We start from the raw sequence: 13,578 nt of genomic DNA on the forward strand, positions 1-13,578 counted from the left end.
TCAGGCCGCGACCGCATCAGCCCGAGGCGAAACCAGCAGCGTGAAGGCATTGCCAAGCGCCGCCGCAATCAGCGGCGGCACCTGCGTCACTCACTCGCCGTAGACTTCGATTTCCGAGTAGGCCAACCACGAGTACGGGTTGTTGGCCTCGATCTTCAGGTACTGGGCGGTGCTGCCGTTCAAGGCGATGTACACCGGCGCCACATCGGACTGATCGGGCTCGGTGTAGTACTGCGGGTTGTCGAAGTACACCGGCCCGGGATTGGTGCTGCCGCCGAATACCGCGCCATGCCGGCCGGCGGAAACGGCGAAGTCGATCGGCTGCGCGACGCCCGCGGTTTCGCTGGCCGCGGTGCGCACGGTGATGCGCACGCCGGTGACCTTGCGCGTCTGCCCCAGGTTCACGGTGACGCTGCCCCAGTTGGTGCGTGCGTTCCAGTAGTCGGTATCGCTGAAGAAGCGGCCGTCGTACAGCGAGGCCAGGTTGTCCGAGTTGGTCGGCGACGTCGCGCCGACAATCGGCAGGCGCTTGATCAGGTTCAGCGACGACGGCGCCACGTACTGCACCTTGCGCAGCGGCAGGCCGGCCTCGCTGTAGCCGGTGTTGCTCAGGCCGGCCTTGATGTAGGCCTCTCGCTCGAGCGGCCGGGTCTGGGTGTTGCCGTAGCGCGAGGCGATCGCGGCAACGATCGGCGCGGCGAACGAGGTGCCGGAGACAGCTTCGGTGCCACCGTCGTAAATGAGGTTGGTGATTTCGTGCGCCGGCGCCCACGCCTCGACGCAAGGGCCGACGGTCGATCCCTTCGCATAGCCGCCCCAGCGATCGCTGTTCTGTGCGCCGGCAAAGCGCGAGCCGTCACGCTGCAAGCCACCGACCACGACGATGCCATCCATGTCGCGTGCGGCCCCCTGCTGGGTCTGCGGATCGATGTAGCCGAACGCCACCTTGCACGCGTCCTGCTCCAGCGGCGAGAGCCCGACGGTGTAGGCATTGCCCGCCGACTGGGTGATGAAGAAACGATTGCTCGCCGCGCGCATCCGACGGCCCCAACGATTGCTGGCATTGAACGGGTTGTAGGTCCCACCTGGGCTCTGATTGAACGACATGTTCAGGACGGCGAATTCGCCCGACGCTTCGGCGTAGCGCACTGCGGCATCCAGCGCGGTGGCCACGGTGCTTTCGTTCAGATCGGCAAGGCCGAACGCCTTGATCGGCTGGCCAGGATTGACGCCGCGCACCAGTTGTCCATTCTGCCTGGCACCGATCAGCCCTGCCGTCGCCGTGCTGTGCAGGGGGTTGGGCGAAAGCGTCGGGAAATCCTGGCGATACACCACGTTGAGCTCGGGATGCGGCGGATTGTCCAGCACCGCATCGAGCAGATACGCGGGATTGGACGTGGTGACTCCATCGTTGGTCTGCGTGTACGGCAGCGCCCAGGGCGTGATCTCGCCGCCATTGACGATGTCGCCCGCAGCGGAGAACGTGGCGTGCGTGGCTTCGACCCCGCGCACCGAGACCACCCAGTCGGCCTTGAGCAGTTGCGCCGCGGTGCGCTCCGGCATCCAGGCATAGACGGTGCTGGACACCGTGGACAGCACCCGCTCGATCTTCACCCCCGGCAGCTGCGCGATCTGGTCGGCGTAGTGGACCATGCCGGTGCTGTTCTCGTGCGCGCGGATCGCCGGATCCAGGGTGCGGTAGTCCGAGGGACGGGACTTGGCGTACAGGCGCGTGGTCTCCTGCAGCACGAACGGGTTGAGGTCGATCGCGTACAGGCGCCGTCCCTGCGTATCGGTGCGCGGCATGGTCGCTTCCTGCAGCATGCGCTTGGCCGGGAACTTGCCGCCGCCGGCGGCTTGCGGCTGCGCGTGCGCGGAGGCGACGGCCAGGCTCGCCAGCAGCGCGGCCAGCAGCAGCTCGGTCGATGTCTTCTTCATGGACTCATCCTTTGACTGGGAGATGCCCCGCGCGTCGGGGCACCGGAACAGGGGTTCCACCCATCAAGGACGAGGAGCGCATGCGCCTCCCCTACCGCGTGCGCGGCATCGTCTACTCAGGCAGACGCTGCGCGCTGTGCATCACAGTCCGCACGTTCGTCGCATCGATGCGGCAGCGTCGGCAAGGCGATATGGCGTGGGCACCGATGTCGCGGTGCAACGACGCAACTCACGCGTTCATGCACAGGCGCGAAGTGCGCAACCCGAGGCGCGCGCCGCCGCACCCGCGTGTGTGCGGGCACGCACGCGGCGCATCACGCGACGCGGTCTGCCGGCGTCTCGCTGCTCCACAGCAGCATCGCATCGCCATAGCTGAAGAAGCGATAGCGCTGGGCGATGGCGTGGCGATAGGCGGCGAAGATGCGCTCGCGGCCGGCGAAGGCCGAGACCATCATCAGCAGCGTGCTTTCCGGCAGATGGAAATTGGTCACCATCGCGTCGACGCTGCGGATGCGGTAGCCCGGCAGGATGAAGATCTGCGTCTCGCCGGCGAATGGGTGCAGTTCGCCATCCTTGGACGCGCTTTCCAGCGCGCGCACCACCGTGGTCCCCACGGCGATCACGCGGCCGCCGGCCGCGCGCGTGCGCCGCACCTGCTCGACCAGGCTGGCGCCGACGTTGAGCCACTCGCGGTGCATCTGGTGCTGCTCCAGCGCTTCCACCCGCACCGGTTGGAAGGTGCCGGCGCCCACGTGCAGGGTCACATGCCCCACCTCGACCCCGCGGTCCTGCAGCGCCTGCAGCAGCGGCGCGTCGAAATGCAGTCCGGCGGTCGGCGCGGCGACTGCGCCGGCCTCGCGCGCGAACACGGTCTGGTAGCGCTCGCGGTCGTCCAGGCCCGGCTCGCGGCGGATGTACGGCGGCAACGGCAAGCGCCCGGCCTGCTGCAGCCAGTGCTCCAGCGCGCCGTCCACATGGAACTGCAACTGGTAGAACTCGCCATCGCGGCCCAGTACCTCGGCCTCCCCGCCGGCGTCCAGGGCGATGCGCGCACCGGCCTTGGGCGACTTGCTCACGCCCAGTTGCGCCCGCGCGCGCTGGCCGCCGAGCAGCCGTTCGATCAGGATCTCGACCCGCCCGCCGGTGCGCTTCTGCCCGAACAGCCGCGCCGGGATCACCCGCGTATCGTTGAAGATCAGCAGGTCGCCGGCACGCAGCAGCTCCGGCAGATCGCGCACGTGCCGGTCGGCGAAGGGCGCCGGCGCCGGCGGTACCAGCAGCAGCCGGCTCGCCGAACGCTCGGCCAGCGGCGCCTGCGCAATCAGTTCTTCGGGCAGGTCGTAGTGGAAATCGGACTTCTTCACGGCGCCGGGAGAGATCGGGAATGGGGCCGGCCATTGTAGCGGCGCCGGGATTGGGGATTCGGGAGTGGAGATTCGCCAAGGCAGGCAGGACCGCGCTCTTGCGAATCCCCACTCCCGAATCCCGAATCCCAGCCCCTCAGCGCTCGAACTTGGTGGACAGAATGATCGACGAGGTCGTGCGCTCCACCCCGTCCAGCGCACCGATGCGGTCGGTCAGTTCGTCCATGTCGTTGACGCCCGGCACCACGCCGAGCGCGATCAGGTCGAAGGAGCCGCTGACCGAATGCAGCACGCGCACCGCCTCGATCTCGCGCAGCGCCTTGACCACCGAGGTCATCTTCTTCGGCAGAACGGTGATCAGGATGTGCGCGCGGATATGGCCCTGCTCGTAGTCGTCGCGGGTGCGCACGGTGTAGCCGCAGATCACGCCCTCGCGCTCAAGGCGCTCGATCCGGCTCTGCACGGTGGTCCGCGACACCCCCAGGCGACGGGCGATCTGGGCGGTGGAGGCGCGCGCATCCTCGCGCAGCAGCGACAGCAGGGCGTCGTCGGAAGCGGTGATCTTCATGGCCGGGGATTTTCGTCGAATCGACGAAATTGCGTCAATTCCTGCACGGATTCACGCTGCCATTCGACGATCCTGTCCTGATAATAGACAGGATCGTCGCCAGACAGCCCGCCTTCAGGAGATCCCTCATGACCGTACTCGGCCCCCTCGCCCCGCTCCGTGCCCACGCCGGCGACCGCCTGACCCAGGGCCTGGATGACGCCAGCATCGAGCGCTTGGCCGCCTCGCACCCCGCGTTGCGCGCGGCGATCGAGGCGGCGGGTGCGGAACATGCACGCATCGCCACCGAGTTCGCCGACCTGCTCGACCTCGACGAGGCCGAGCAGATCCGCCACCTGCAGGCCGGTTTCGTCAATTTCTACGCCGACGACGCGGTGACCCCGTACGTGGCGCTGAGCGCGCGCGGCCCATGGGTGGTCACGCTGAAGGGCGCGGTGCTGTACGACGCCGGCGGCTACGGCATGCTCGGCTTCGGCCACACCCCCGAGGCGGTGCTGGAGGCGATGGCGCGGCCGCAGGTGATGGCCAACGTGATGACCCCCAACCTGTCGCAGCTGCGCTTCGAGCGCGCGCTGCGCGCGGAGATCGGCCACCGCCGCGGCGGCTGTCCGTACAGCCGCTTCATGTGCCTCAACTCCGGTTCCGAAGCGGTGGGCCTGGCCGCGCGCATCGTCGACATCAATGCCAAGCTGCAGACCGATCCGGGCGCGCGTCACGCCGGCGCCAAGATCAAGCGCCTGGTGGTCAAGGGCAGCTTCCACGGCCGTACCGACCGGCCGGGCATGTATTCCGATTCCAGTCGCAAGACCTATCAGCAGCACCTGGCCAGCTACCGCGGCGACGATGCGCTGATCGCCATCGCGCCCTACGACGTGGACGCGCTGCGTCGCGCCTTTGCCGAGGCCGAGCAGCACGGCTGCTTCATCGAGGCAGTGTTCCTGGAGCCGGTGATGGGCGAAGGCGACCCCGGCCGCGCGCTGCCGCCGGCGTTCTACGCCGCCGCTCGCGAACTGACCCGCAGCCACGGCAGCCTGCTGCTGGTCGACTCGATCCAGGCCGGCCTGCGCGCGCACGGCGTACTGTCGGTGGTGGACTATCCCGGCTTCGAGCAGCTCGACGCACCCGACCTGGAAACCTACTCGAAGGCCCTCAACGCCGCGCAGTACCCGCTGTCGGTGCTGGCGGTGACCGAGCATGCGGCGCAGGTGTATCGCAAGGGCACCTACGGCAACACCATGACCAGCAACCCGCGCGCGCTCGATGTGGCCACCGCGACCCTGGCGCAACTGACCCCGCAAGTGCGCGCCAACATCCGCGAGCGCGGCGCCGAGGCGGTGCAGAAGCTGGAGAAGCTCAAGGCCGAGCTCGGCGGCGCCATCACCCAGGTGCAGGGCACGGGCCTGCTGTTCTCCTGCGCGCTGGCCCCGCAGTACAAGTGCTACGGCGCCGGTTCCACCGAAGAGTGGCTGCGCCAGCACGGCGTCAACGTGATCCACGGCGGCGAGAACTCGCTGCGCTTCACCCCGCACTTCGCGATGGACGGCGAAGAGCTGGACCTGCTGGTCGGCCTGATCGGCCGTGCGCTGCGCGAAGGTCCGCGCGTGGCGCAGGCTGCTGCGGCCTGAGTCCGCTCGACGCTGCACGCATCACGGCACCATGATCCTGCAGCAGAGGGACGGGCGATTTATTCGCTCGTCCCCACCATAAGCGCATGCGCGACCGTCATGCGCTTGTTTCGCGACGTCTCGAAGCACGACAATCGCGAGAGATTCGCGTATCGCATGGATAGTTCGCCAGCTTCGCGTGCGGCGAATCACCTATACTGATTCAAATTCAGCGATGGTCCATCGAATGCGCACCCCTCTTCTGCTTTCCATGGGCCTGTTGCTTGCGGCCGCTCACCCAGTGGCGTACGCCGCCGCTTTTTCCGAAGGCGAGCTGCTGTTCGACCAGCCCGGATGGGACTACTCCCCCAGCTCGCTCATCGATCTGGATGGAAAGGAAAAGGTTTGGTGGTGCGGCCATCTGAATGGCCACGATGTCGTCAAATACCGCGAGCGCACGGGAACGGGCAGTTGGAGCGCTCCCGTGATCGTCCTTCAAGCCAATCAGTTCTTGCGCGGCGCACGCCCGCTTACCTGGGAGGGCGTCCACACCTGCGACCCCACGGTGACCCGTGGACGGTGGAATTACCAGGGCCAGGACTACAGCTACGTGATGTACTACACCACGGAGCGGCCTGGCAGCAACGGCATCGACAATCGCATCGCCGTGGCGTTTTCCAACGATGGCATCAACTGGAAGAAGCACGACGCGCCCGTGATCCATGACGGCGACCCCGGCACCTATGGCACAGGACAATCCGTTGCCTGGAGCGCGGACGGCGCAGCCGGCATCAGAACCATCTACACCTATGTGGATGGCAACGGCGACATCAGCTATTTCTACCGGGAGTCGCCGGACGCAATCAACTTCGGCGAGAAGCGAAAGCTCAGCCAGAAAGGCCTCACCTTGAATGGACAAAGCGGCATATCGCATGCCAAGCCCGCGCTTGGCTTTGCGCCAGGGTCCTACAACGGACACTATTTTTATTACATGGCAAGCGTCTGCGAGGCCCATCTGGACTCCAGCTACGGCCCCGCCTATCCCGAGTGGGGTACGGCAAAAGGCGTCTGCGTTTATCGCGCGGAAGGAGAGGACGCGTTTACCGGCACCTGGACCAAGGTGTTGGACAGCGCGCACATAAAGCCGGTGGAGGTCGAACCCGGCTTTCTGACCAACATTTACGGCAGCCTGGACGGGATCCTGCCCACGATTTCAATCCGCTATGGATGCAGCGGATCCGGCGATCCGAACACGTGGGAGATCTGCTGGTCTGAGGGGAAACTCGATTAGCGCTTTCTCGACTTGAGACCGCGCCTGGGTCGCTGTGATCGACCCGATGTCGCATTCCAAGGCCGCCTCATGCCTACATCTTCCGCCCACCCTGCGCCGCCGCGGGTTTCTCCCCGATACGCCTGCGTTCTCTGACGCCGGCGGTGTCGCCGACCATCGCGCGGTGATGCGCCATCCCGCGGCGCTCGCACTTTCCCGCCTCCGCTATCGAGCGTAGGGCGGGGCGTGGCCACGACATCATCCCTGGCCTCACCCTTTCGGGCAGCGCGTCCATCTGCCGCAGCAACCCAACCCCGGTAGCCGTCGAACCCAGCGGCCCCCTCTCGGGCACCCCGCGCTAGGCAACGGTGACATCGCTGGCCCGAAAAACGACAAAGATATTGCAAACAATTCGCATTTGCATGGAAAATGAACGCACTGCCCGCATCGCACTCGCGGCAGACACCCTTTCGCACTGCCGCCCGACCGCGGCGCCGCGCCCGCTCCTGATGAGGGACGGCCGGTGTCCGCGGCCGGGTCGTCGCCCATCCTGCAAATCGAACCGCCCATGACCTCTCCGATCAAGCGCCGCAAACACCCCGTCACCCGCCAGGCCGCCGCACCGACCCTCACCACGGCCATGCTGCTCGGTGGGCTGAGCCTGCTCTCCTTCGCGCACGCGGCGGCGGCGGACCAGCCGACCACCCTGGACAAGGTCGACGTGCAGGCCCAGCGCGCCAAGCGCTACCTGGTGGAAACGCCGGATTCGCCGAAGTTCACGCAGCCGCTGATCGACACCCCGCAGACCCTCAACATCATCGGCAAGGACCTGTTCAACGAGCAGGGCGCCACCACCCTCTCCGAAGCGCTGCGCAACAGCCCGGGCGTGGGCACGTTCTATGTCGGCGAGAACGGCAACACCAGCACCGGCGATGCGCTTTACATGCGCGGCTTCGACAGCTCCAGCAGCATCTTCGTCGACGGGCTGCGCGACCTCGGCTCGATCTCGCGCGACGTGTTCAACATCGAGCAGATCGAGGTCGAAAAGGGCCCGGCCGGCACCGACAACGGCCGCAGCGCGCCGACCGGCGCGATCAACCTGGTGAGCAAGCAGGCGCACCTGGAGGATGCCAGCAGCGGCACCCTGTCCGGCGGCGACCATGGCCAGCGCCGCGCGACCGCGGACTGGAACCAGCACCTGGGCACCAGCAGCGCGCTGCGGGTGAACGTGATGGGCCAGGACAGCGACGCCATCGGCCGCGACCATGTCGCCAACAAGCGCTGGGGCCTGGCCTCGTCGCTGGCGTTCGGCCTGGGCACCGACACGCGTTACCTGCTCGACCTGCTGTACGTGAAGCAGGACAACGTGCCGGATGGCGGCGTGCCGACCATCGGTCTGCCTGGCTACAGCTCGCCCGATCCCGCGCGGCCGTGGCTCGGTGGCGCCGCGCGCGTGGACAGCGCCAATTTCTACGGCACCCGCGACGACCACGACGACGTGACCGCGAAGATGGCGACCTTCCGCATCGAGCACGACGTGTCCGACACGGTCAAGCTGACCAATACCGCACGCTGGGGCCGCAACGACCAGGACTACCTGCTGTTCGCGTTCATGCCCAATGCCGCCAACCTGCGCACGCCGAATCCGGCGGATCCGTCGACCTGGACGGTGCTGCGCAGCCTGCCGACCTTCAAGGACCAGCAGTACACCACCCTCGCCGATCAATTGAATCTACGTGTGGACTTCGCCACCGGCGCGGTGCGGCACAACCTCAGCACCGGCGTGGAAGCATCGCGCGAGGAACTGCGCAGCTGGGGCCACAACATCGTCGACCGCGCGGCCTGGTTGGCGGCCAATCCGGCCAACCTGTACGCGCCGGACTGGAACACCACGCCGCTGCGCACCGCGCGCAACGGCGCGCGCAGCCATGGCACCACCACCACCTACTCGGCCTATGCCTTCGACACGCTGAAGTTCGGCGACAGCTTCCTGATCACCGCCGGCGTGCGTGCGGACCGCTACAAGACCGACTTCGACAGCCTGGTGTGCAACTCCGCCACCTCCACCGCCGCGCCCTGCACCACCGTGGTCGGCCTGGACACCGATATCGCCGACACGCTGTTCAGCTGGAAACTCGGTGCGGTCTACAAGGCCAACGAGGACGTGAGCGTGTACGCGAATTTCGCCACCTCGCAGCAGCCGCCCGGCGGCAGCACGCTGGAACTGAGCAGTTCGGCCAACAACGCCAACAATCCGCGCTTCGACCCGCAGAAGGCCAAGACCGCGGAGGTGGGCACGAAGTGGAACTTCCTCGACGATGCGCTGTTCGCGACCCTGGCGCTGTTCCGCACCGACGTGAACAACGAGATCGTGCAGGGCAGCGACGGGCTGTACTACCAGAGCGGCGCCAAGCGCGTGCAAGGCATCGAACTGTCGGCGGTCGGCAAGCTGACCGAGCGCTGGTCGCTGTCCAGCGGCTACACCAAGCTGGATGCGCGGGTGCGGCAAGGCACGACGGTCTCGCAGGACGGCAGCCAGGACCTGGCCTACACCCCGGACAGCGCGTTCACCGCCTGGAGCACCTATACCCTGCCGTTCGGGCTGACCGTCGGCGGTGGCGTCCGCTATTCGGGAAAGATGCAACGCGGCCGCGACAGCGCGGTCGGCACGCCTGCGTTCGTGAAGTCGTACACGGTGTGGGATGCGGTGCTGAGCTACCCGGTCAACGATCACGTGGCGCTGCGCCTGAACGCCTACAACCTGTTCGACAAGGACTACGTCGCCGCGATCAACAAGAGCGGCTTCCGCTACACGCCCGGCGCGCCGCGCTCGGTACTGCTGACCGCCGAGGTCCGGTTCTGACCGACCGCGCCTGCCAACGTGCGGTGGACGCCCTATCCTGGGCGTCCACCGCCGGAGCGCCCCATGCTGCTGCACATTCCCGACATCCTCACGACCGATGAGGTCGCGCAGTTCCGCCAGGCACTGCAGTCCGCCGACTGGGTGGACGGCCGCGAAACCGTCGGCGTGCAGGGCGCGCAGGTCAAGCGCAACCTGCAGCTGGCCGACGCGTCGCCACTGAAGCAGGAACTCGGCCAGGCGGTGCTGAGCGCCCTGGCGCGCAGCCCGCTGTACTTCGCCGCGGCGCTGCCGCTGCGCACCATCCCGCCGCGCTTCAACCGCTATACCGGCTGCGGCAGTTATGGCCTGCACGTCGACGGCGCGGTGATGACCCAGGCCGCCAGCGCCGCGCAGCCGGCGCTGACCGTGCGCAGCGATCTGTCCTGCACCCTGTTCCTGAGTGCGCCGGAGGAGTACGACGGCGGCGAATTGCTGATCCACGACACCTACGGCGAGCACGAGGTCAAGCTGCCCGCTGGCGATCTGATCCTGTATCCGTCCAGCAGCCTGCACCGGGTGGCGCCGGTGACCCGCGGCGCGCGGCTGGCCTCGTTCTTTTGGGTGCAGAGCCTGGTGCGCGACGCCGGCCGGCGGCAGACGCTGCTCGACCTGGACACCGCGATCCAGGCGCTGACCGCCAGCGGTGCCGACGCAGCGGCGTTGCTGCGCCTGACCAACGTCTACCACAACCTGCTGCGCGACTGGTCGGAGACATGAACCGACTCGGCGACCAAAGCGCCAAACACACGGCCCACGCGCGGCCGCGTAGCGCCGCGCGCCTCCGCCCTGGCGTGGTAACGCCGCGCCCAGTCGACGCGTGAATCCCCCCCCTTCATCCACCGCATCGCGCTCCAGCGCCGGCATCGCCACGCTGCACGGCAGCAGCATGGGCACGCGCTGGAGCGTCAGGCTATTGCCGCCCCAAGGCAACGACCTGCACGCGCTGCGCGACGCGATCCAGGCGCAGCTCGATCTGGTCGTCGCGCAGATGAGCACCTGGGACGCGCAATCGGACCTCAGCCGCTACAACCGCGCCGATACCGACACCTGGCACGCCTTGCCCGCCGCGCTCGACACCGTGCTGCGCTGCGCACTGGACGTGGCACAACGCAGCGGCGGCGCCTTCGATCCCACCATCGGCGCCCTGGTCGGCGTGTGGGGGTTCGGCGCCATGGCAGGAGATCGGCGCGTGCCCGACGCGGGGGCATTGCGCCAGGCGCGCGCTGCCGGCGATTGGCGGCGGCTGCGCATCGATGACGACGGCCGTTGGCACCAGCCCGGCGGGCTGCACCTGGATCTGTCGGCGATCGCCAAGGGTTATGGCGTCGACCTGGCAGTCCGAGCACTGCAGGCACGCGGCGTGGCAAGCGCACTGGTCGAGGTCGGCGGCGATCTCTACGGCTATGGCCGCAAGCCGGATGGGCAGGCGTGGCGTGTGCTGCTCGAGGCGGCCCCGGAGGACAGCCTGCGTGGCGATGCATCCCCGCGCACGCTCGCGGTCGACGGCTTGGCCGTGGCAACCTCCGGCGACCGCTGGCAGCACTTCGAACAGGACGGCCACCGCTACGGACACCTGCTGGATCCACGCAGCGGCCAGCCGATCGCCGCGACGCTCGCCGCGGTCAGCGTCGTGGCCGCCGATACCATGCGCGCCGATGCCTGGGCCACCGCGCTCAGCGTGCTGGGCGCCGACGCCGGCCTGGCCTGTGCCGAACGCGAAGGGCTGGCGGTGCGCTTCGTGCTGCGCCAGCGCGGCGGCCTGCAGGAACGGGTCAGCCGCGCGTTCGCTGAACTACCAGAGGCGTGACGGCCGAGCACTGCTCCAGGATCTGCGGTCGCGGAGACCGGCCAGTGCACCGGGCGACACAACGCGGCGGTGGGCGGGACGACGAGCGGGCGTGCCACCGCTGACCGCCCGCAGTTGCGGCGGCTACGGCTACGGCGGCGATACGGTGCGACACGCAAGGGAATGCTTATCGGCCCAAGCACAAACGCTTGTCGCAGGGTGAGGGCCACATTGCGAGGACGTCTTCGGCGACACGACGGTGTGCGATCGGCCATCCGGCTGCGTTGCGCATGCACTCGGCGATGAAGATGCACATTGGAAGGTGCGAACGGACCGCCTCGCACCCAGGCCGTTTTCGGCAACGCCACGGTGTGCGATCGGCTACCCGGTCGCGTTGCGCATGCGCTTGGCGATGAAGATGCGCGTCGGGAGGCGCGAACGGAGCGACGCGACCTGAGGCAGTGCCTCGCCAGGCGCTACCGCGCCCAAGCGACGATCTGGAACACGCGCTGTCGAGACGCACCAGCCATTCCGCGGACAGGGCACACGCGTCGCGTTGCATCCCGCGCGTGGCCGGGCATATGCGGACGCGGCGTCCGCCGCGACGGGCATGGCAGGAGCGCCCGACCGTCACGCCATCAGCGCGCGGTCGGCAACCCCATGCGCTGCAGCTCGAACACATAGCCCTTGCCGCGCACCGTGCGGATCCATTGCGGCACGAGCGGGTCGTCGCCGAGCTTCTGGCGCAGCCGCGAGACCTGCAGATCGATGCCGCGGCTGCTCGGCGGCACGCTGGCCTCGCCGTCGCCCAACGCCGTCCGCAGCACCTCGCGGCTGAGCACTTCGCCGGGCTGTTCGAGGAACACCGCCATCAGCCGCAGTTCGCCAGGGGACAACGGGATCGTCCGCCCGTCCGGCGCCACCGCCTGGTGACGCGCGGCATCGACCTGCCAGCCGCCGTGCGCAGCCGGCGGCGGCTGGGTCGCACGCACCCGGCGCAGCACCGCGTTGAGCCGCGCCACCAGTTCGCGCAGATCGGGCGGCCGCACCAGGAAATCGTCCGCGCCCAGGTCCAGGCCGATCACCCGGTCCACCGGCTCGGCGCGGTCGCCCATCATCACGATGGCGATATCACCGCGGTCGCGCAGCTGCCGGCACAGGCGCAGGCCCTCGGCGCCGTCGAGGCCGGCGTCGAGTACCACTGCGTCGTAATGCCCGGCCGCCAGTTGCGCCTGCAGTTGCGGCGCGCTGTCGGCGTCGTGCGTCTGCAGGTTGAAACAGGCCAGGTAATCGCGAACCCGGCCGCGCAAGGCCGCGTCCGCGTCCGCCACCAGAATTTTCGCCAACCACCTGTTGTCCGAGACCACCTGTCGGCTTCCGCTGTGCGACCCGAATGGCCGCGTTCGCGCATTGGACGCGGTCGGCGCCGACGCCGCAAGACCCGCGCGCGCGGTCGCGCAGGCTCAGTCCGCGGACGTCGGTGCGGCCTCGATGCGCATCGCCAACAACTCCCCGCCCCCGCTCAAAGCGAAGCGGCGTCTGGCATCGGCGGCCAGCCAGGCGCTGTCGCCGGCCGCCAATGGCGGCAGTCCGCTGGCCGCATCGAACTGCGCTTGCCCTGCCAGAAGATGAACGGCCCAGGCGATACCCGGTTCGGCGAAGAACAACATCGGCCCGACCAGTGGCCGGTGCAGCAGTTGCGTGCGCAGCCGGTCGCGACGCCACATGAGGTTGAAATCGTGGGTCGGCCCATCGAGCAGCTCGCCGCGCAGCGGCCGCTCGCCGGCAAAGCGCAGGCGCGCGTACGGGTCCTGCAGCACCTGCTCCTCGCCATCGTCGAAACGCAGACGCACACCGTTGCCACGCAGCAGCACCAGTTCGCGGTCGATCCCGGGAAAGGCGGAGAACGCGGCGTCCTGCTCGATCTCGGCGATGGACAGGCGCAGCAGCCAGTCGTCGCCGGACATCGGCAAGCGCAGTATCTCCCGGGTCCAGCCCAGGCCGTTGCGCCAGCGTTCGCGGCGGTACTCGTTGGCGGGAATCATCCGCGCGGGCAGCGTGTGCAAATCCATGCGCGCATTCTGCACGATCATGGCAACGGCGCCTGTCCATAGCGCGCCCGCAGCTGCCAGGCAAGCCGCACCAT

The 13,578-nt window shown here is 68.2% G+C and carries 10 protein-coding genes; 5 read left to right on the forward strand and 5 right to left on the reverse strand.

Annotation, left to right across the window (positions count from 1 at the left end):
- Window positions 1-90 precede the first annotated feature (90 nt).
- From GGR66_RS00375 to GGR66_RS00385, 3 genes are all read right to left on the reverse strand, one after another.
- Window positions 91-1,938, reverse strand: a complete 1,848-nt coding sequence (locus tag GGR66_RS00375) for a S8/S53 family peptidase (RefSeq protein WP_184446822.1) — start codon at window positions 1,936-1,938, stop codon at window positions 91-93.
- A 314-nt stretch (window positions 1,939-2,252) separates the two neighbouring features.
- Window positions 2,253-3,302: a tRNA preQ1(34) S-adenosylmethionine ribosyltransferase-isomerase QueA gene (queA, locus tag GGR66_RS00380; RefSeq protein ID WP_184446823.1), complete on the reverse strand. Its 1,050-nt coding sequence runs from the start codon at window positions 3,300-3,302 to the stop codon at window positions 2,253-2,255.
- A 136-nt stretch (window positions 3,303-3,438) separates the two neighbouring features.
- On the reverse strand, window positions 3,439-3,870 hold the full coding sequence (locus tag GGR66_RS00385) for an Lrp/AsnC family transcriptional regulator (protein WP_160969980.1): 432 nt from the start codon (window positions 3,868-3,870) through the stop codon (window positions 3,439-3,441).
- A gap of 128 nt (window positions 3,871-3,998) precedes the next feature.
- Between GGR66_RS00385 and GGR66_RS00390 the strand changes: the two genes are divergently transcribed.
- From GGR66_RS00390 to GGR66_RS00410, 5 genes are all read left to right on the forward strand, one after another.
- Window positions 3,999-5,495: an aminotransferase class III-fold pyridoxal phosphate-dependent enzyme gene (locus GGR66_RS00390; protein WP_184446824.1), complete on the forward strand. Its 1,497-nt coding sequence runs from the start codon at window positions 3,999-4,001 to the stop codon at window positions 5,493-5,495.
- Between the two features lie 226 nt (window positions 5,496-5,721).
- On the forward strand, window positions 5,722-6,765 hold the full coding sequence (locus GGR66_RS21060) for a hypothetical protein (RefSeq protein ID WP_255421537.1): 1,044 nt from the start codon (window positions 5,722-5,724) through the stop codon (window positions 6,763-6,765).
- A 547-nt stretch (window positions 6,766-7,312) separates the two neighbouring features.
- Window positions 7,313-9,607 (forward strand): catecholate siderophore receptor Fiu, encoded by a 2,295-nt coding sequence (locus GGR66_RS00400; protein WP_184446825.1) that lies wholly within the window; start codon window positions 7,313-7,315, stop codon window positions 9,605-9,607.
- A 63-nt stretch (window positions 9,608-9,670) separates the two neighbouring features.
- Window positions 9,671-10,363: a Fe2+-dependent dioxygenase gene (locus tag GGR66_RS00405; RefSeq protein WP_184446826.1), complete on the forward strand. Its 693-nt coding sequence runs from the start codon at window positions 9,671-9,673 to the stop codon at window positions 10,361-10,363.
- Between the two features lie 169 nt (window positions 10,364-10,532).
- Window positions 10,533-11,453: an FAD:protein FMN transferase gene (locus GGR66_RS00410; RefSeq protein WP_184447418.1), complete on the forward strand. Its 921-nt coding sequence runs from the start codon at window positions 10,533-10,535 to the stop codon at window positions 11,451-11,453.
- A gap of 617 nt (window positions 11,454-12,070) precedes the next feature.
- Here the strand turns inward: GGR66_RS00410 and GGR66_RS00415 are convergent.
- The gene (locus GGR66_RS00415; RefSeq protein WP_160970010.1) at window positions 12,071-12,763 is read right to left on the reverse strand and encodes a response regulator transcription factor; all 693 of its coding nucleotides are present in this window, start codon (window positions 12,761-12,763) and stop codon (window positions 12,071-12,073) included.
- 132 nt (window positions 12,764-12,895) lie between these two features.
- The gene (locus tag GGR66_RS00420; RefSeq protein WP_184447419.1) at window positions 12,896-13,525 is read right to left on the reverse strand and encodes a HutD family protein; all 630 of its coding nucleotides are present in this window, start codon (window positions 13,523-13,525) and stop codon (window positions 12,896-12,898) included.
- Window positions 13,526-13,578: the final 53 nt, after the last annotated feature.

The organism is Xanthomonas sp. 3498 (assembly GCF_014199795.1).
In the GTDB taxonomy this organism is placed as follows: Bacteria; Pseudomonadota; Gammaproteobacteria; order Xanthomonadales; family Xanthomonadaceae; genus Xanthomonas_A; species Xanthomonas_A rydalmerensis.